Raw genomic sequence first — 20,067 nt, 5'->3', positions numbered from 1 at the left:
TATAAAAATATTCTATATTAGCTTAAAACTGTTAGGACATGTCTACTAAAGCAGAAAGGACCACCGCTTACATTATTGAAACCGTAGCACCCATCTTTAATAAACTAGGGTATGTTGCCACTAGTATGAGCGATCTTACAGAGGCAACCGGACTCACCAAGGGTGCTTTGTACGGAAATTTTGAAAACAAGGAATCTCTCGCCTTGGCCTCTTTTGAGTACAATAGCAAGAAACTACTCTCCAAATTGGATGAACAATTAAATACTGAGGGATCTGCCTTGGAGAAAATTTTGGTGTTCACTAATTTTTATCGCACTTACGATGAGTTTACGGAATCCCTAGGAGGTTGCCCCTTGGTAAATGTAGGTATAGATGCCAAAAATAACAACAACCTACTCTTAGCTGCCACCAAGGAAACTATAAAAAACATTGAAGGTAAGATTGCTTTGGTTTTGGAAAATGGAGTAAACAATAATGAAATTAGACTACCAGTAACCCCCTTGCAATTTTCAAAACAACTATTTACCATGATACAAGGCGCCGTTACCATGGCTACCATTACCGATGATCGAAAATACTTGATCAATACGGTAGCTTACTTGGACCAATTAATCACAAGGGAAATAAAGAAATAACCGAATTGGAATTTGCCGAAGCAGCCAAGCATTTTTAATAATCTGAATGTCATTTTTCAGGTATGCTTCAGAAAGATCTTGATGCTTTATCACAAAAGGGAGTCCACAAAAAATCGTTGATTACTTTGAAACATACCGCAATGCACAAAAACCCTCGTGGATACATACTATTTCCCCATTTTTTCAGTTACCATAATACCAATGAGAATTACCTAAATCAGAATAGATTATGAAGGGCATAAAGTTACTATTGATACTAGTATTAACCTTAGGTTTTTTGGGATGTAAGGAAGATCCCAAGGAAGTGGAACAAGTTGTCAACAACCATATTTCTACCTTTTACTTTATACGACACGCCGAAAAGGATCGAAGTAGACCTGAGGACAAAGATCCCGAATTAAACCAATCGGGTTTGGGTCGCGCCATGCGTTGGGCAGAGATATTGGATAATGTGGCATTGGACGCTATATATACCTCCAATTATAAGCGGACTTCCATGACGGCAGCCCCAACTGCCATAAAAAAGGATATTACACCCCAATACTACGATCCCCATGCCGTTAATATAGAGAAATTTAAAAACCTTAATCTAGATAAGAATGTCCTTATTGTGGGGCACAGTAATACCATCCCTCAATTTGTAAATGGCCTTTTGGGCGAAGAAAAGTATCAATCCATGGAAGATTATGACAATTCGAGCTTGTTTATAGTACGCATCATAGATGGGGTAGCTACTGATATCCGATTAAAAATGGATTAATCTGTTGGTTGAACCATTACATTTTCCGAGATAATTTTTGAGAGTAACTCTAAGTCCCCTTTCTCGTACAATTTGTCCGTATCGTATATGGATACACTTTCTGGGTCTGCCTTATAATTTTCATAATCCACAAAACGAATTCCGTTTATAACACGCTCATTGTAAGCTGCCCTAAACCTAATTCCTCCGCCATTCACATGAAATTGGTACGCCAGGTAATCAACCTTAAAGGTATTCTTATGGATCCAATATACATATACATCCTCAAAATCGTCGCCCCCACCTTCCTCATCAAAGGTAATCTTGATTTTATAATAAGGCGCGTCCTTTACGGTAGTTTCTCCCAATAGTTCCTTATTCACGGCCGGGTCATTTAAGCCATAGGGAAGATGTACAAAATAATGCACGGAATTCAATGAATTAGAGTAAATATTGGCCAATGAATCGGAAAGCTTTAGCACGCTATCGCCCTGCCTACGTTCAAACTTATAATTTAGCAAGACATCCGTAAATGGAACGGAATCTTTTACCCCAGTCCTACTTAATTTTCGCTTGTTGTTCTCCCAAGTAGAGCTATAGTCCATATCTCGAAAAGAAAAGGAAATAGTACTGTTGCTGTACTTCTCCCCACCACTAATGGCGATAGACCTATCCACTATTTCCTGGGCCGTAAGCACATCTTTCGGTTGTTCCTTACATGCCCCAACTAAAAGCGCCCATGCGGCGAAATACAATACTCTGATCATATGTTTTCTTGATTAATCGTAAAAATGGGAAAAACAATACAGAAATACTAAAGGAAATAGCATTATTAAGAATAGTAGATCCCCATCTAAGCAGATAAATTGAATAATTGTTTCTATTTTTGTAGCTATATGCAGAAGAAAATAAATATCAAAAACAGAAGGGCTCGGTTTGATTATGAGTTGTTGGATACCTACACTGCAGGCATCGTATTATCGGGCACCGAGATAAAGTCTATCCGAGAAGGCAAGGCCTCTATATCTGAGAGCTTTTGTGAATTTAATGATAGGAGCGAATTGTTTGTGATTAATATGCAAGTAGACGAATATTCGCATGGGACCCACTACAACCACCGCCCAAAAGCAGAACGCAAGTTGCTTCTTAACCGTGGAGAGCTAAAAAAGTTAGAGCGAGAGGTGAAAAATAGCGGACTCACCATAGTTCCCCTAAATCTTTTTCTTAATGACCGAGGTCTGGCAAAAGTAAATATTGCTTTGGCACGGGGTAAGAAACTTTATGACAAGCGCGAAACCATCAAAGACCGGGATAACAAAAGAGATTTAGATCGGATTAAAAAGAGCTTCAATAATTAAGACAAAAGGTATAGTCACCAAAGCCAATAAGGCTGCTTATGAATGTAAGCAGCCTTAATTTTTATCTTCTAACAAGGGCACAAATCGGAAAGAACCCAGTTCTGTTTTTTCAAATTCCTTGGCCGACTTTCTAACGAACAAGGTCATTATTTGTTCATCCACTCCTACTGGAATCACCAATCTGCCTCCAATTTTAAGCTGTGCCAGTAAGGGATTGGGCACAAAAGGAGCACCTGCCGTAACAATAATCCCATCAAAGGGGGCCTCTTCGGGCATCCCCTTATAACCGTCCCCAAAAATGTAACTCTTGGGCCTATAACCCATTTTATTAAAAAACAGGTTGGTTTTCTTAAAAAGCTCCAATTGTCGTTCTATGGTATAAACCCTCGCCTTAAGCTTTAGTAGAACAGCTGTCTGATATCCACTTCCGGTCCCAATTTCGAGAATTTTGTGATTGGGTTCTACCTGCAATAATTCAGTTTGAAAAGCCACGGTATAGGGCTGTGAAATGGTTTGATCTGCCCCAATAGGAAATGCTTTATCCTGGTAGGCATGATCTTCAAAACTACTGTCTAGAAACAAATGTCTGGGTATGGAACGGATGGCATTCAACACCGCAGAATCCACAATTCCCTTTTCTATAAGAACTTCGGCAAGCTGATTACGCATACCGCGATGTTTTAACGTATCTTTCAATGTAATTGACTTTGGTTTTGGCCTGTAAAGTTATAAAAGAAAACCCAATTAAATGGAGCAATTTGGCTTTGGGACACCCGTTGCCAAGCAACTTGTTGGTGATCAACCCATCTTAAAAATAAAGATACTATAAATAATTTATTTAGGCGGTCCTTGGCAACCAATTCCAATATTACCCCTTGTCAGCATTTCCTTCAAATGACACTAAAAATGGGGAGAGAGGGTCTATTTTTTGTTTTGTAGCAGCATAACTTATAAACTATCCTTATTTTTGAACAAAAACAACACTATGCTTAACGTTGGCGTCCTGGGAGCAGGACATTTAGGAAAAATACACCTTAGATTACTCAATGAATCCCCAAAATATAATCTGGTCGGGTTTTATGACCCGGATGCAATCAATGGCAAGCAGGTGGCTGCAGAGTTTGGGTATGTTTTCTTTGATAACATCAATAAATTAATCGATGCTGTAGATGTGGTAGACATCGTAACCCCTACCCTCTCCCATTTTGAATGTGCAAAAAAGGCGATGGAAAAGGGGAAACACGTTTTTATAGAAAAACCAATTACCAACACCTTGGAAGAGGCCGAGACCCTTTTAGAGCTAGAAAAAAAGCAGGGTATAAAAGGACAGGTAGGCCATGTAGAACGATTTAATCCTGCATTTATGTCGGTAAAGGATAAGATAAACAACCCCATGTTTATCGAGACCCACCGCTTGGCAGAATTTAATCCTCGAGGAACCGATGTGCCAGTGGTATTGGATTTAATGATTCATGATATTGATGCTATTCTGAGTGTTGTAGATTCCGAGGTGAAACAAATCAATGCCAGTGGAGTATCTGTAATTAGCAACTCCCCCGATATTGCCAATGCAAGGATAGAATTTGAGAATGGATGTGTTGCCAACCTTACGGCTAGCAGAATATCCCTGAAGAATATGAGAAAGTCCCGATTTTTTCAACGGGATGCCTATATCTCTGTCGATTTTCTAGAGAAGAAGGTAGAAGTGGTTAGGATGAAAGATGCGCCGGAAAAGCCCGGGGATTTTGATATGATTTTACAGAACGCCGAAGGGGTGAAAAAACAAATATATTTTGAAAACCCCACCGTTCCGGTAAATAATGCTATTTTGGATGAGCTAGAAGCATTTGCAGATGCCATAAACAATAACACAACTCCAGAAGTAACCTTGGAGCAAGGTTTCCAAGCCCTAAAGGTAGCACTACAGGTGATTAAATCGTTTTAATACCTTATCACCTCCCATAAAACAGCTATGCTGTAGTTTAATTTACAAACTTTAAACACGATCAATGATGAAAATAGCAGTCATAGGTGCGGGTACAATGGGGAATGGCATTGCCCATGTATTTGCCCAACAGGGATATACCACCAACCTGATAGATATCGCTTCGGAGTCCTTGGAAAAAGGGTTGGCAACCATTGGTAAAAATTTAGATCGAATGATCGCCAAGGAAACCATTACGGAGGCCGATAAGGATTTGACCCTATCCAATATCACCACCTTTACGGTTTTATCCGAGGGGGTAAAGGATGTTCAGTTGGTAATTGAGGCGGCGACGGAAAACACCGATCTCAAACTCAAAATATTTACCGATCTAGACCAACTATGCCCTCCAGATACCATTTTAGCTACCAACACCTCTTCTATTTCCATCACACAAATAGCGGCAGCCACCAATAGGGCAGATAAGGTGATAGGTATGCACTTTATGAATCCAGTTCCCATTATGAAGCTGGTAGAAGTTATTAGGGGATACAGTACCTCAGATAGTGTGACTACTACAGTTATGGAGCTTTCTAAAAAACTTGGAAAGACCCCAACGGAAGTAAATGACTATCCCGGTTTTGTTGCCAATAGAATACTAATGCCTATGATTAATGAAGCCATAGAAACCCTTCACCATAAGGTGGCGGGGGTAATAGAGATAGATACGGTTATGAAATTAGGGATGGCACATCCCATGGGCCCCTTGCAACTGGCAGATTTTATCGGGTTGGATGTCTGTCTTTCCATTTTAAATGTGATGTTCAACGGCTTTAAAAATCCGAAATATGCCCCAAGCCCCTTATTGGTAAATATGGTTATGGCGGGCAAACTAGGGGTAAAATCAGGCGAAGGATTTTATGATTACTCAACCTCTAAAAAGGCGGAAGTGGTATCCCAACAATTTAGTTAAGCAGACTATTCAATAATTAAAAACACTTTAGATCAATTAGATATATATGTCCATAAAAAGCAATCTCATAAAAATAAAGGAGTCCTTGCCAACCCATGTAACTTTAGTGGCTGTGACCAAAACCAAATCTGTGGCCGATATCCAGGAGGCTTATGATGCGGGGCATCGCATCTTTGGTGAGAATAAAGTGCAGGAGATGACGGAAAAATGGGAATCCCTTCCCAAGGATATCGAATGGCACATGATTGGACATCTCCAACGGAACAAAGTAAAATATATGGCCCCGTTTGTATCCTTGGTACATGGCGTGGATAGCCTAAGGCTCCTTAAAGAAATAAATAAGCGCGCCAAGCAAAACGACCGAGTGATTCCCTGTTTGCTACAGGTACATATTGCCGAAGAATCCTCCAAGTTTGGCTTTGACGAAAACGAATTGATAGATCTTATTTCCTCAGGGAACCTAGAAAGTTTGGAGCATATAGAAATAAAGGGATTAATGGGAATGGCCACCTTTACGGAAGACACCCAACAAATAAGCAACGAATTCCGTACCCTTAAGAAACTTTTTGATCGCGCAAAGACCTATCTTCCCAACCTAAAGGAAATCTCTATGGGTATGAGCGGGGATTACAAAATTGCCATCGAAGAAGGTAGTACCATGGTACGTCTAGGAAGCAGTATTTTTGGCGCTAGAAATTAAATTTTATCCCAAGGCTAAGGCCCCAGAATACCTATCTTTGTTTATTAGAGAATTAGAAGCAATACATGTACGTAGTATTAGATATAGAGACCACCGGAGGAAAGTACAATGAGGAAGGAATAACAGAAATTGCCATTCATAAGTTTGATGGACATAAGGTGGTAGATCGCTTTATCAGTTTAATCAACCCCGAAAGGGAGATTCAGCCATTTGTGGCGAATTTAACTGGTATAAACAATACTATGTTACGGACGGCCCCAAAGTTCCATGAAGTTGCAAAACGCATCGTGGAAATTACCGAGGACGCAGTTATTGTGGCCCATAATGCCCAATTTGACTATAGAATTTTACGCACCGAATTTAGGCGCCTGGGATACAATTTTGAACGTAAAACCCTGTGTACGGTAGAGTTGTCCAAACAGCTACTCCCGGATGCACCCTCCTATAGTCTGGGTAAATTGGTTCGTTCCTTAGGGATACCCGTAAGCGATCGGCATAGGGCCAATGGGGATGCCTTAGCCACCCTACAACTCTTTAAATTACTTTTATCCAAAGACTTGGATAAAACCATAGTGAAAAACGTTTTGCGCAATGAAACCTTGGGAGAACTTTCCCCAAGGCAGTTAGATATTGTGGAATCCCTTCCCTCTAGTATTGGCGTATTTTATATGCATAATAAAGACAGGGAAATTATCCTTTTGGGAAGAAGCTCCGATATTAAAAAACGGATCAATCAATATTTTACCAACAGCAGTACCAGAGCAAGAAAAATCCAAAAAGAAACCAAGAAGGTCACCTACGAAAGAACAGGGAATGAATTGGCAGCAATGTTGAGAGAAAACAGCGAACTGGTTCGCAATAAACCAAAGTACAATGCCAGTTATAAAAGACGCTTGTTCTCCCATGCAATCTATAAAAGCAAGACGGACCGTGGGTATCTTTCCTTGTCTGCCCAAAAGGTAGATCCAAAAAAAACACCTATCGCCACCTTTAACAGCCAACAGGGAGCGGAAAACTTCCTTTATACGTTAAGGGATGAATTTCAACTCTGCAACAAAATTAACGGACTGTCACAGGCCAAAAAGGCATGCTCCCACTATATGGAAGGCCAATGCCAGGGAGCCTGTATTGAAAAAGAGGAAGTAGATAGCTACAACCATCGGGTAGAGGAAAGCATCAAGAAATACAACATCCCTTGCAAGGACATCCTAATCTTGGAAAAGGGAAGGGAAACGGGAGAACGTTGCGGTATTCTAATTAAAAATGGTATTTTTAAAGGATTGGGCTATTTTAGCTTACACCATCAAATTAATAACAACCCTATTTTAGAATCCATAATCACCCCTATGGACCACAATGAAAATACCAAACATATCATTACCTCTTACCTTAGAAAAAAGAAAGCTATTAAAATTATTGAACTAGACACGTGAAAGAGGAACGATTAAAAAATTGGAAATCAAAACTTCATGAAGTTATCTATGGGACGCATACCAAGGCGGGTAGACTTTTTGATCTTATCCTGTTGGGCCTAATTGTCTACAGTGTAATCATTGTAATGTTAGAGAGCGTTCCCAATATAGATAAGAAGTATCATGCATTCTTAAATATTTCGGAATGGGTGGTCACAATACTTTTTACTATAGAGTATATTCTACGCATCATTACCATTAATCGCCCTAAAAAATATATTTTCAGCTTCTTTGGTGTGGTAGATTTTCTTTCTACCATCCCCAAATACCTTTCCTTGCTTCTAGTGGGCTCTCAATTTATTACAGCATTTAGAATACTGCGGCTACTGCGAATATTTAGGATTCTAAAACTGGTTCGATTTGTTGGAGAATCCAATAAACTAATCCGGGCCTTAAGCGCCAGCAAGACCAAGATATTTGTTTTTGTGTTTTTCGTCATCATTATATCGGTCATCTTAGGGACGGTTATGTACATTGTAGAAGGCCCCCAAAACGGCTACTCTAGTATTCCTCACAGTATTTATTGGACGGTAGTGACCTTAACCACGGTAGGATACGGGGATATTTCACCCCAGACCCCTCTGGGGCAATTTATTGCAACCATGATCATGATCATCGGTTATGGAATTATAGCCGTGCCTACGGGAATTGTATCCGCAGAGTACGCATCTAACATCTCGGACAAGAAAAAGATGGACCAAGGTAGGGCCTGCCAAAACTGCGGAGCAGATGTATTGCTAAATGACGCCTATTATTGCAGACAATGCGGTTTTAAATTAAGAGATGATTAAGCATGGATAAAATACTGATCTCTGTAGTAGGGCCTACAGCCATAGGCAAGACCGCCTTGGCCATTACCCTCGCAAAGTCTTTTGGAACCGAAATAATCTCTGCAGATTCCCGGCAATTTTTCCGTGAGATGTCTATTGGAACTGCAGTGCCGTCAGAAGATGAACTAAACCAAGCGCCACACCATTTTATACAACATAGGGGCATTCACGAAGATTACTCGGTAGGGGATTTTGAGCGAGAGGCCTTGGAAAAATTAGAAGAACTGTTCATAAAAAATAATGTGGTGGTAATGGTGGGTGGAAGCGGACTCTATACCGATGCCGTCACAAAGGGCCTGGATTATTTTCCAAGTGTAGATCCCTCCATTCGCACTCAATTGAACGAGGAATTGCTCTCCAAAGGAATTATGCACTTACAGGAGCAACTAAAAAAACTGGATAGGTCTTATTACGATACGGTAGATTTGAACAATCCGCATCGACTTATACGCGCCTTGGAAATCTGCATTGGAAGTGGACAGCCCTACTCCTCTTTTTTAAACAAAGAAAAGGAACCAAGGAGTTTCCGCACCATCACCCTAGGAATAGAAGCCGATAGAACCATCTTATACGATAGAATTAACCAGCGGGTAGATCTTATGGTTTCAAATGGCCTCTTGGAAGAGGTAGCCTCCCTAAAACCATATAGTGCCTTAAACGCCTTGCAAACGGTTGGCTATCGGGAATTATTCCGCTATATGGATGGAGAACTTAAATTGGAAGACGCCATTGAGGAAATTAAGAAAAACACGAGAAGATTTGCTAAACGGCAACTTACTTGGTTGCGAAAAAGGGAGGATATCCTATGGATTAACTATAAGTATAATCCAAAGGAGGTGCTTCAAAGGTTAGAACTAGAAATTGCAAAAGGATGAGCGTCCATAAAAAAAACATACTATTTGTGATTGGGGTTTCTGGCACGGGGAAATCTACCATTGCCGGCTTACTTGCCAAGGAACTTAAGCTCCCATTTTTAGAGGGCGATGAATATCACCCCCAGAGTAACGTCCAAAAAATGGCCAGTGGTCACCCCCTAACCGATGAGGACCGCATGGATTGGCTCTTACGCTTAAACCAATTGGCAAAGGAGCATAGGGAGGATGGATGCATCATAAGCTGCTCGGCCTTAAAGGAATCCTATAGAAATATTTTACAAAAGGATATTGAATCTCAAGTGGTATGGATCTCCTTGGAAGGAAGTTTCCAACTAATTTCAGAGCGTTTAAAACAACGAAAAGGACATTTTATGCCCGCCAGCCTGCTGCAATCACAGTGGGATACTTTTGAGGCCCCTACCGAAGCTTTAACGATATCCGTAGCAGCAAGTCCAAAAGAAATAGTCTCGGAAATTATAAGGAAACTGAACTAAACAAAAAAAGCACCGGAAATCCAGTGCTTTTTTATCCTATTTATATTCTAGGCTTCGTCTGTTTTTACAACCAGCCTAAACCCTTCTCCGTGGATATTCAATATTTCCACTGTTTCGTCCCTTTTCAGGTACTTGCGCAGTTTCGCGATGTAAACGTCCATACTTCGAGAAGTAAAGTAGTTATCGTCCCTCCAAATTTTAGTAAGTGCCAATTCTCGCGGCATTAAATCGTTCTCGTGAAGTGCTAATAGTCTTAGCAATTCATTTTCCTTAGGGGAAAGTTTTATGGCTTCCTCATCCTTATACTTTAAGAATCTCAATTTAGAATTTAACTGGAATCCTCCGATAGTAAATTCAAATTGCTTACTATCTGCCAAGGAATTGGTAGATTTCCGTTGTATAATAGCCTTTAATTTCATCAGTAAGACCTCAGAGTCGAAGGGCTTATTTAGATAGTCATCGGCACCTGCCTTATATCCTTTAAGCACATCTTCCTTCATGGTTTTGGCCGTTAAGAAAACAATGGGTACGTTCTCGTTCTTTTCCCTGATTTCTTTTGCCAGCGTAAAACCGTCCTTGTAAGGCATCATAACATCAAGAATACAAACGTCAAAATTGTCTTTCTTGAATTTTTCAAAGCCTTCCATACCATTTTTCGCCAACGTAACGTCAAAATCGTTCATGGCCAAATAATCCTTTAGGACAATTCCGAAATTTGGATCGTCCTCTACTAGTAGTATTTTCTTATTTGCTGTTTCCATCATAATTTTTAAATTAAGGGGAGTTTAATAAAGAAAGTTGTTCCTTTCCCTTTTTCACTTTCGGCATAAACCTCACCCTGGTGATCATCTACTATTTTTTTCACGTAAGCTAGTCCTAAACCGTGGCCCTTAACATTGTGTATGTCCCCGGTATGCTCTCTATAGAACTTTTCGAAAACCTTTTTTAGAACCACCTTACTCATACCCGCTCCTTGGTCTTTTATCTTTATAATTATATTGTTCCCAATAATCTCCGTAAACACATCTATTTTAGGAGCGTCTGTGGAATACTTTATCGCATTGTCCAGAATATTGACAATAACATTGGTAAAATGCATTTCACTGGCCAATACTTCACTGCGTTCTGCTTCTAAATGGGTGTTGATATAACCACCTCTATCTCCTACAATCAGTTCTACATGGGTAATGGCATCTTCTATAATCTCATGTACATCTGCCCTATCCTTAGAAATATCCAATTGGTTTTTCTCCAACTTAGAAATCCTAAGAACATTTTCTACTTGTGCATGCATTCTTTTATTTTCGTCCCTTATCATTTGTAGGTATCGCAACACCTTCTCTTCATCCACAATTATCTTAGGGTTCCTAATAGCTTCTACCGCCAAATTAATGGTGGCAATGGGCGTTTTAAACTCGTGAGTCATATTGTTGATAAAATCGGACTTGATTTCTGAAATCTGCTTTTGCTTTATCAACTGATATATAGCGCTAGAATAGGCTATAACAATAATCAAGGTAAACACCAAGGACAAGACCGCCATTCCTAATATGGACTGGATTAAAAAACGCTTCTTTTTTGGAAAGGTTAGCAACAATGAATAATTGGTACTTCCCTCACTATCCTTAAACAAAGGTGCCTTGTATAAAGTGGTCTCAGAAAATTTAAATTGATCGGACCTTAGTTTTGTAGGCAATCCCCTGCTATACACCCCATATTCATAATCAATATCTATGCCCCTATTTTTAAGTTCCCTACTAAGGAACAACTCTATCTCCTGTTTGGTCACCCTATTGTCTATGGACCTGGATTTAGCCATTTCCCGAAAACTATCGTCCATGGCAGCCCTATCTATAGAGGAGAGTCCACCAATTTTCTCTAGCTTTTGCACTGGGGTTAGGGAATATTGCCTCCCATCCAGTCCAAAATCCTCCTTATAAATTTCCGTACGCCTTATACTGGTAATGTTCTTAAAGGTAGTAGTGTCAAACCCAATATCAAAGAACTTAGAAGCCATATTGTAATCTTCCTCCAGGATACCATGGGAATAAAACCGGATTTCGTTGGAGTTGATATCCCTGTCAAAGAAAAAGAAATTCTTAAGGTGGGTAGCCTTAGGCTTCCCAATACTATCCTTTAATTTATAAAACTCATTAAGATAGTCCTGTACTTCCCTCTTTTCTATATTCTCTACAACCCTATTAAGAATTTGGGTCACCGTATTGGAAAACTGTTCTTCCTTGTCTTCTACCGATTTGTTGATCCAATAGCTTTGAACAAAAATAATCCCAATAAGGGAAAGGCTCATCAAGACAACCAAAAGACCAAATAACCTCTTATTCATTAACAGTAAAATTATAAATTTAACATTTAGCGGATTGTACGTTTAACCAAACCTTAACAAATATGTTAAAGTTTTGCCCTTAAGCCCTGGCCTTAAGCAATTTTCCATGTATTTCCGCTACTTGAGACGCAGTGCTTTTAAGATCTATATTGTTTATTACAAAATGGGAAAGCGGAGCTTTTTTGGCATCTTCCCATTGGTTCTCTACCCTTTCCATGACTTGTTCTGGACTAACTCCGTCCCTTTTTACCACTCTATTAACGCGACTCTCCAGAGGGGCCGTCACCAGAATAATTTGATCATAGCGGCCCTGGTTTCCATTTTCAAATATAATCGCAGCCTCTTGTATTACATAGGCTGAATTCTGTTGTTGCGCCCATTCTTTAAAATGCTGAGCCACTGCAGGATGTACTATTTTATTTAAGTCCTTCAGCAACTCGCCGTTCTTAAAAACCCTTTGGGATATATAAGCCCGATTTAGTGCGCCATCCTTATAACTATCTTCTCCTAAAAGAGCTATAATCTGCTGTTTTAAGGATTCGGAATTACCCATAAGCCACTTTGCTTCAGTATCCGAATTGTACACAGGTACTCCTAGCTCCCGGAACATGGCCGCTACCGTAGATTTGCCACTACCAATTCCTCCTGTTAGGCCTACTATTCTCATTGCTTCATCAAAATAAACTCTACCTTATCTTCTTTTAACCGCACCACATTAATGGAATCTATCTTCTTGGTTATTTCAAGATCCATTATATTATCCCCTTCTCCTTTAAATTGGGCATAATCCGCACTTACTTCAAAATCGCTTGCCTTCAATTCTTTTAAAACCTCTATGCGATCTCTACACAGCAATTCGGCCGTTTCGGGAAACGTACGCACCACTACTCCTTCGGGAACATTCTTTATAAGGATGGGAACAGTGAGTATGCGCTCTGAGAATCTGAACACCTCTCCTTCCACTGCCACCTGATCTGCGGAAAAAGTGGTATTCTTTAGGGCGGCAGGGAGCTTCAAATCTACTTTTTTGGTAAAAGGTCCCATTAGATTATTAAAGGAGCGTTCCTTTGTAGGGACATTACTCAATTCCTTCACCTCATTCTCGGGTCCTATCACTGTAATGGAATCTGGAATTATTTCCATATCGCCATCCAATAAATGATGTTGTTCCAATTTGATGGAGATATTGGAGGCTACTGGAACCTTCTTTTTTATAAGTTTTTGAAAATTAAAGAACATGGTATCCTGATCCATATCCAAAATTTGCATATAATTGGATAGCTGGTTTTCTATTTGCCCCCTGTACGCCTTGGGCGACAAAAAGTACTTTTGCCCCCTTTGCTCCAAGGTAGAAAGGTCTACATGCACCCTTTTATTTTTTAAACCGAACATTAAAAACTGAAAGCCACTGGCCTTTAACCTTACCCTAATGTTTTCTTTGGATACCTTTTTAAGCAACAGACTATCCGGATTACTATGATAACTCAGCTTAAAGACAGCATCATTGGTATATTGGTCGGCCAAATTACTGATGAACCAAGCCAAGCTAGAGCCCAAAAAAAACATCAAGAAAAGTTTTACTTTCCTCTTTTGCAGTGCGTTTTTTATGTTATCAATCAATTTCTATGCGTTTTTAAAAAACAGTTTGGGAAATAATATTTGAGGGTCCTTTTCACTAAAAGCTAGGAGCAGGGAATTCTTTAAAAATCCGAATCCATATCCAAAAAACTGGATGGTTACCGCTATTAAGGATAAAAACGCCACTTTAACACTTTTGTTCTCTTTATAAGAATGAACAAAAAGTACACCAAAGTACAAGAGATAAATGGCAATTGGTGTTAGAAACCCAAAAAACATTAACACAAATGAGCATAATAGCCCTAAACTAAATAGGCTAGGGAACCAGTAGGTTATTTTAGCGGTATCTGGGTACCATTGATTCAAAATAGGTCTTACCATGCCAAACTTCTTTACCTGGGTATAAAACTTACCCCAATCTATCCTTCTTTTATGGTACACATAGGCTTCGGGGATGAGTTTGGTTTTAAATCCGGCTTCCCAAATCCTAAAGGTTAGGTCTGGGTCTTCCCCCGGGTGAATATTGCCAAAGCCCTGCGTTTTCTCGAATGCCTGTTTGGATATGCCCATATTAAAACTCCTTGGTTGAAACTTCCCCACCGCTTTCTTACTCCCTCTAATTCCTCCAGTAGTAAGTACCGAGGTCATCGCGTAATTAATAGCTTTCTGCACTTGGCTAAAAGAGGTATGGGCAGCATCTGGGCCGCCAAAACAATCCACGTAGTCCTTATTAAGCGCAGCATCTACCAATCCAAGATATTGGGGTGGAATAATACAGTCTGAGTCTAGGACGATGAAGTAATTCCCCTTGGCCCGTTCCATCCCATAATTTCGGGAAGAACCCGGTCCGGAGTTGTCCTTCTTCAAGTAAGTAATATCCAGTTTATTCCTATACCCATCTACTACCTGCTCTGCACTCATAGTAGATCCATCCTCTACTATCACTACCTCAAAGGGTGCTTGATAATCTAAAAGCGAAAGGCTTTGCAAGAGTTCATCCACCTCATTAGGTCGGTTATATACGGGTACGATAAAGGAAAAGTAAAGCTTCATTTTTCTACTACTTGTTAAAAGGAACCAATGGAGAGAAAGTTATTTCAAAGTTAAAAACAGGGAAGCAACACCTCCCTGTTTCTATCTCTTTCCCACATAATAGTTTTAGCATTCCCTTTTGGGCAGGGATTGCCGATGTATTTAATCTAACTTATTCAGAAAATTGATCCACTATTTCCTGGCTCACCCCAGTAGAGGAAAATCCTCCATCGTGAAACAAATTCTGCATTGTTACCTTTTTGGTATAGTCCGAGAAGAGTGTTACCGTATATTCTGCACACTCTTGGGCAGTGGCGTTGCCTAAGGGCGACATTTTTTCGGCGTAGTTAATAAAGCTGTTAAACCCTTTTACCCCCTGTCCGGCTGTAGTGGGTGTAGGAGACTGGGATATAGTGTTCACTCTTACCTTTTTATCCTTACCAAAGAAGTAACCGAAACTACGAGCTATAGATTCTAAATAGGCTTTATTGTCGGCCATATCATTATAATCCGGAAAGGTACGCTGGGCTGCCATATAGGTAAGAGCAACAATACTTCCCCACTCATTCATAGCATCTGCTTTGTACAAACTTTGCATTACCTTGTGAAAGGAAAGCGCGGATACATCCCAACCCTTGCTAGTGAAATCGTATTTTTGATCGGTATAAGACCTTCCTTTGCGTACGTTTACGGACATTCCGATGGCATGCAGCACAAAATCTATCTTTCCTCCCAAAATTTCCATGGACTTGGTCACCAAGTTGTCCAAATCTTCTTCACTGGTTGCATCGGCTGGAATAATAGTAGCTCCTGTTTTTTCGGCAAGCTCGTTAATACGTCCCATTCTCATGGCAATTGGTGCATTGGTAAGCACAAATGTTCCACCCTCTGCATGTACGGTCTCTGCAGTTTTCCAAGCAATGGAGTTCTCATCCAAAGCCCCAAAGATTATTCCTCTTTTCCCCTTCAATAAGTTAAATGACATACTTCTATTTCTTTTTGAATTTTAAGTGGATCAAAGATATTAAAAATTAATGGGGCATTAATTTTTGAAGGCCCGCTTCTAGCTTAAAATGTAAAGGAAATTTTAGTTCCTCTGTCAGTAACGGAACTATTTTCTTTATAAAACTGTAGGTCATGATGGATCGGAAGCTTCACCAATACAACGCTCCACATCCACTACCCAAAGGGATACTACTTATAAGTTTAGTTCAGTAACTGCTGCGCATGGGCAAGTGCTGATTCGGAAATGGATTTTCCTCCCAACATTTCTGCTAATTCTGTAATCCGCTCCTCCTTAGATAAACGCTTCATCTTGGTTTGGGTCCCCATTAATTCCTCCTCTTTATACACCTTAAAATGGTGAGCGCCTTTCGCTGCTACCTGTGGTAAATGGGTAATAGAGAATATCTGCATGGCCTTACTCATTTCCTGCATAATATCTCCCATTTTATTGGAAATCTCTCCAGAGACCCCGGTATCAATCTCATCGAACATCAGGGTAGGCAAATGTTCATATTTTGCTAAAATTGCCTTAATGGCCAACATAATCCTGGAAAGTTCCCCACCTGAGGCTACTTTTTTAAGCTCCCCATAGTCCGAGCCCTTATTAGCTGATAAAAGAAAGGTTAAATCGTCTTTTCCGGTGGAATTAAATCCTTTGGATGGGTGAATCTCAATTTTAAAGGTGGCACTAGCCATTCCCAGTTCAGACAAGGTATCCTCTAGTTGTTTTTTTAGTTTCGGCAAGGTCTTACCTCTGCTCTTGCTTATATTGGAGGCTATGGAATTTAGCTCAGCTTCTAAAGCTTGCAACTCTTTTCGCTTGGCCTCAATATCATTTTCTACATTCTCGGTAGCCAATACCTTTTCCTCTAAGTCTGCCTTTATCTCCAATAACTCTGGCACGTCCTGTGCGTTGTGCTTCTTTAAAAGATTGTACAACAGCTGAAGTTTCGTATTTACTTCCTCCAACATTTCGGGGTTAGACTCTACCCTATCATTTAAGTTTCCAAATTCATTGGAAATATCGTCCAATTCTATAAAAACGGAATTAATGCGTTGATTTACCTCAGCATATTGCTCTCCAAAACTGCCCAGTTTATTAGCAACCTGCTTCAATTGAGACAATAAGGTAATTAGCCCTACTTGTTCGTCCTGGAGTAATTGCTGACCTTGGGACAGCTGCTCCATAATACTCTCCACGTTGTTCAATTGCTCGTACTCCTCCTCCAGTCTTTCCACGATCCCCTCCTTTAAAGGGGCCGCTTGCAACTCTTCTAACAAAAAGCTATTGTACTCATGCTCTTTAATAGCATTGCTCTGGAATTCCAAAAGCTGCTCCAGCTCCCTTTTGCTCCGTTGATATTGTATCAATTTGGCCGAATATTGCTGCAGTGCCTTTTCATTATTGGCCAAGGCGTCAATAGTTTTCAACTGAAAATCATTTTCCGTCAACTGCATGGTTTGATGTTGCGAGTGAACATCTACCAACCTATTCCCCAATCTAGAGAGTACATCTAGGGTGACGGGGGAATCGTTTACAAAGGCCCTCGATTTGCCACTGGGCAAAATTTCGCGCCTAATGATGGTTTTGCGCTCATAATCTAGGTCAAATTCCTTAAAAAAGGAATCCAGCTTGTATTTGGAAATATCAAATTCAGCTTCAACAATACTTTTACTCTCCTTGTCCTTAAGCGAGGAGAGGTCGGCTCTTTTACCCAATACCAATGCCAAGCCTCCCAATAAAATAGACTTACCAGCACCGGTCTCACCAGTGATTATCGTAAATCCATTAGAGAAGCTTACGTTTAGATGATCTATTAGAGCGTAATTTTTTATGGTAAGATTTGTCAACAAGGTTCTAGTGTATTATTGAGGTAAAGATAATTGATATTGTTTTGGAAAAAAATGGGTGGATACTATTTTTATTCAATCGAAATATAACCCATTAAAATTAGAGATTTCGCCAAGAAAAGGATCTCCATGATTAGACCGATTATAGGCCATTGGATTATGATTATCCTATTTTATTTGATTCCAGGTGGCCGAGTATAAGGGAGCTATCTTATTTAAGGTTTCCTTTAACTGCACCATATCTACCCTTGGACCATCGGAAAATATATCCTGTATCTCCTGAGACTTAGCATCAAAAAAGGTTTGAGTTAACAATGCATTGGGATGCCTAGAGGCCAAGTTTTCAAACAATCGCAAGGTACCCGCAATTACCTGTTTCCCAGTACTGTTATTATCTGCAAGGATATCTAATCCCTTTCTGTGGTAATTGTACATAGCAACCCTAAATTCCCGATAGGAATTGGACATCAGGTTATCTACAAGTTCAAATCTTCCGCGATCCCCCGACGTTGTGCTCCATCCCGGTGCACCACTACTTTGGGAAAGGGCCACAATCTGTTGGGCCTTTCTAAAATACTCACTGCCCCCTTCCAGGGAAAAAGTATCGGCATCTAAGCCCAATATAATATAGACATAATAAGAGATCATTGCCACCAAGTTGCTATCCAAGTTATTTTCATTGTATATCAATGGCTGAAACTCTATGTATTGAAAATTAAAGTTATTGTCTTTATAGTTTAAAATAGGGCTTTGATAGGAAGTGTTAAATACAGGACGGGAAGATTGCAGCTGTATATTCCCCTTAAAACTATTAGACTCATGCTCCGTAATAGTGATGAACATTTGGGCATTCACCCTTTCCTGTTCTTTATACTCCCTGTTAGACCAGTTGGTATTGTTCACAAAATCGTTCAGGGCTCGTTCTAGCGTTTTAAAAACTTGCTTATTGGTAGTCCCCACCTGGTCTGCATTAAGGGTTACCGTACATTTTAATTCCTGCGCCCCCAAACCGAGGGAAACAAGTAAAAAAAGGATAACAAGGGAATAGTTACGCATGGAGTTGGTTTATGATTTCGTTTAAAATATCATTAGCGACCTCTGCCTTGGTCTTTAATCCAAACGTTTTAATATTCAATTTCTTATTTATATAGGAGATTTTGTTGGTCTGTTTACCAAAACCCGCCCCGGTATCATTTAGGGAGTTTAAAATGATGGCATCTAAATTTTTCCTTTTCAATTTTCCTATAGCATGCTCCTCCTCGTTTTCCGTCTCTAACGCAAACCCTACCAAAAACTGTTCTTTCTTCTTTTGCCCTAAGGAAAATAGGATGTCCTTGTTTTTGACTAAGGTAATACTTAACTCCTCGTCATTCTTTTTTATTTTTTGATCTGCCACCATTTTTGGTTTATAGTCCGATACGGCTGCCGCACAGATCACAATATCCATCTCTTGATATACCGCATGCACCTCTTGGAACATTTCCTCCGCGGAAGTGACCTTTATAAGCTGTATGTGGGAATGTTGAATGCTGAGGTGGGAAGGACCAGAAACCAATACTACTTCTGCCCCCAAATTGGCCGCTTTCCGAGCCAACTGATACCCCATTAGACCTGAAGAATGATTTCCAATAAACCTAACCGGGTCTATTGCCTCATAAGTAGGTCCGGCAGTAATCAACACTTTCTTACCTCTTAACGGCAATCCTTTTACGAGGTCTTTTACTAAAAACTCCACGATATCCTCTGGCTCTGCCATACGGCCCTCCCCTACTAGTCCACTAGCGAGTTCACCCGAGGTAGCCGGAATCATAATATTGCCAAAGGAAGCTAACTTCTTAAACGTTTCTGTAGTAGATGGATGGATAAACATATCCAAATCCATCGCAGGAGCAAAGTAAACGGGACATTTGGCCGACATATAGGTGGCCATCAACAAGTTATCACAAGTACCCTGTGCCATTTTAGACATGGTATTGGCCGTAGCAGGCGCAATCACCATAAGGTCTGCCCACAGTCCTAGTTCCACATGATTGTTCCAGGAGACACTGCCATCTTCCTCATTAATAAATGTGGAATGCACCGGATTTTTAGACAGCGTAGCCAGGGTTAGGGGCGTAACAAAAGAGCTGGCACTATGCGTTAAAATCACTTTAACGTTAGCGCCAGCTTTAATAAGTAAACGTACTAAAAAGGTGGTCTTATAAGCAGCTATACCTCCGGTAACCCCTAAAAGTATATTTTTACCGCTCAGCATCTT

General features: G+C 40.1%; 21 protein-coding genes. 10 read left to right on the top strand and 11 right to left on the bottom strand.

All coding sequences use genetic code 11. The annotated features are described in order from the left end of the window. The first annotated feature begins 38 nt into the window (after positions 1-38). Complete coding sequence (locus BV214_RS13695) at positions 39-635, top strand: TetR/AcrR family transcriptional regulator (protein WP_086478075.1); 597 nt, start codon at positions 39-41, stop codon at positions 633-635. A gap of 229 nt (positions 636-864) precedes the next feature. Continuing rightward, positions 865-1,395 (top strand): SixA phosphatase family protein, encoded by a 531-nt coding sequence (locus BV214_RS13690; protein ID WP_086478074.1) that lies wholly within the window; start codon positions 865-867, stop codon positions 1,393-1,395. On the opposite strand, the gene BV214_RS13685 is transcribed toward BV214_RS13690, so the two are convergent. After that, entirely contained in the window at positions 1,392-2,141 is a 750-nt protein-coding gene (locus BV214_RS13685) for a DUF6503 family protein (protein WP_086478073.1), read from the bottom strand. The two genes, BV214_RS13690 and BV214_RS13685, sit on opposite strands and share 4 nt — an antisense overlap. A gap of 129 nt (positions 2,142-2,270) precedes the next feature. Here BV214_RS13685 and smpB point away from each other — a divergent pair, with 129 nt between their 5' ends. After that, a complete protein-coding gene (gene smpB, locus BV214_RS13680; protein WP_086478072.1) occupies positions 2,271-2,732 on the top strand; it encodes an SsrA-binding protein SmpB in 462 nt (153 codons plus the stop codon). 54 nt (positions 2,733-2,786) lie between these two features. Here smpB and BV214_RS13675 read toward each other — a convergent pair whose 3' ends face one another. Beyond that, a complete protein-coding gene (locus BV214_RS13675) occupies positions 2,787-3,428 on the bottom strand; it encodes a protein-L-isoaspartate(D-aspartate) O-methyltransferase (RefSeq protein ID WP_086478071.1) in 642 nt (213 codons plus the stop codon). Between the two features lie 289 nt (positions 3,429-3,717). Here BV214_RS13675 and BV214_RS13670 point away from each other — a divergent pair, with 289 nt between their 5' ends. From BV214_RS13670 to BV214_RS13640, 7 genes are all read left to right on the top strand, one after another. Beyond that, a complete protein-coding gene (locus BV214_RS13670; RefSeq protein WP_086478070.1) occupies positions 3,718-4,677 on the top strand; it encodes a Gfo/Idh/MocA family protein in 960 nt (319 codons plus the stop codon). 64 nt (positions 4,678-4,741) lie between these two features. Then, positions 4,742-5,629 carry a 3-hydroxybutyryl-CoA dehydrogenase gene (locus BV214_RS13665; protein WP_086478069.1) on the top strand — a complete coding sequence of 296 codons (888 nt, stop codon included), beginning with the start codon at positions 4,742-4,744 and terminating at the stop codon, positions 5,627-5,629. A 46-nt stretch (positions 5,630-5,675) separates the two neighbouring features. Then, complete coding sequence (locus BV214_RS13660) at positions 5,676-6,329, top strand: YggS family pyridoxal phosphate-dependent enzyme (RefSeq protein WP_086478068.1); 654 nt, start codon at positions 5,676-5,678, stop codon at positions 6,327-6,329. Positions 6,330-6,394: 65 nt separating this feature from the next. Then, on the top strand, positions 6,395-7,762 hold the full coding sequence (locus tag BV214_RS13655) for an exonuclease domain-containing protein (protein ID WP_086478067.1): 1,368 nt from the start codon (positions 6,395-6,397) through the stop codon (positions 7,760-7,762). Beyond that, positions 7,759-8,592, top strand: coding sequence for an ion transporter (locus BV214_RS13650; protein ID WP_086478066.1), 834 nt, complete (start codon positions 7,759-7,761; stop codon positions 8,590-8,592). The genes BV214_RS13655 and BV214_RS13650 overlap by 4 nt, the downstream gene beginning before the upstream one ends. A 2-nt stretch (positions 8,593-8,594) precedes the next feature. After that, a complete protein-coding gene (miaA, locus tag BV214_RS13645) occupies positions 8,595-9,506 on the top strand; it encodes a tRNA (adenosine(37)-N6)-dimethylallyltransferase MiaA (RefSeq protein WP_086478065.1) in 912 nt (303 codons plus the stop codon). Beyond that, on the top strand, positions 9,503-10,000 hold the full coding sequence (locus BV214_RS13640) for a gluconokinase (protein ID WP_086478064.1): 498 nt from the start codon (positions 9,503-9,505) through the stop codon (positions 9,998-10,000). The genes miaA and BV214_RS13640 overlap by 4 nt, the downstream gene beginning before the upstream one ends. A gap of 47 nt (positions 10,001-10,047) precedes the next feature. Here BV214_RS13640 and BV214_RS13635 read toward each other — a convergent pair whose 3' ends face one another. The 9 genes from BV214_RS13635 to coaBC form a co-directional block, all read right to left on the bottom strand. Then, a complete protein-coding gene (locus BV214_RS13635) occupies positions 10,048-10,761 on the bottom strand; it encodes a response regulator transcription factor (protein WP_086478084.1) in 714 nt (237 codons plus the stop codon). 8 nt (positions 10,762-10,769) lie between these two features. Continuing rightward, complete coding sequence (locus tag BV214_RS13630) at positions 10,770-12,344, bottom strand: sensor histidine kinase (RefSeq protein ID WP_086478063.1); 1,575 nt, start codon at positions 12,342-12,344, stop codon at positions 10,770-10,772. A 79-nt stretch (positions 12,345-12,423) separates the two neighbouring features. Beyond that, positions 12,424-13,011, bottom strand: coding sequence for a dephospho-CoA kinase (coaE, locus tag BV214_RS13625; protein WP_086478062.1), 588 nt, complete (start codon positions 13,009-13,011; stop codon positions 12,424-12,426). Further along, entirely contained in the window at positions 13,008-13,910 is a 903-nt protein-coding gene (locus tag BV214_RS13620; protein WP_140157769.1) for a YbbR-like domain-containing protein, read from the bottom strand. The genes coaE and BV214_RS13620 overlap by 4 nt, the downstream gene beginning before the upstream one ends. Before the next feature lie 57 nt (positions 13,911-13,967). Next, a complete protein-coding gene (locus tag BV214_RS13615; protein ID WP_086478060.1) occupies positions 13,968-14,975 on the bottom strand; it encodes a glycosyltransferase in 1,008 nt (335 codons plus the stop codon). A 151-nt stretch (positions 14,976-15,126) separates the two neighbouring features. Beyond that, positions 15,127-15,939 (bottom strand): enoyl-ACP reductase FabI, encoded by an 813-nt coding sequence (locus BV214_RS13610; RefSeq protein ID WP_086478059.1) that lies wholly within the window; start codon positions 15,937-15,939, stop codon positions 15,127-15,129. A gap of 221 nt (positions 15,940-16,160) precedes the next feature. Further along, the gene (gene recN, locus BV214_RS13605) at positions 16,161-17,813 is read right to left on the bottom strand and encodes a DNA repair protein RecN (RefSeq protein ID WP_086478058.1); all 1,653 of its coding nucleotides are present in this window, start codon (positions 17,811-17,813) and stop codon (positions 16,161-16,163) included. A 165-nt stretch (positions 17,814-17,978) separates the two neighbouring features. Then, positions 17,979-18,866 carry a type IX secretion system protein PorD gene (gene porD, locus BV214_RS13600; protein WP_086478057.1) on the bottom strand — a complete coding sequence of 296 codons (888 nt, stop codon included), beginning with the start codon at positions 18,864-18,866 and terminating at the stop codon, positions 17,979-17,981. After that, positions 18,859-20,064, bottom strand: a complete 1,206-nt coding sequence (gene coaBC / locus BV214_RS13595) for a bifunctional phosphopantothenoylcysteine decarboxylase/phosphopantothenate--cysteine ligase CoaBC (protein WP_086478056.1) — start codon at positions 20,062-20,064, stop codon at positions 18,859-18,861. The genes porD and coaBC overlap by 8 nt, the downstream gene beginning before the upstream one ends. Positions 20,065-20,067: the final 3 nt, after the last annotated feature.

It is taken from the genome of Arenibacter amylolyticus (assembly GCF_002150785.1).
Taxonomy (GTDB): domain Bacteria; phylum Bacteroidota; class Bacteroidia; order Flavobacteriales; family Flavobacteriaceae; genus Arenibacter; species Arenibacter amylolyticus.
Note: the sequence above shows the minus strand (reverse complement) of the source record. Positions and strands in the feature narration are given on the sequence as shown.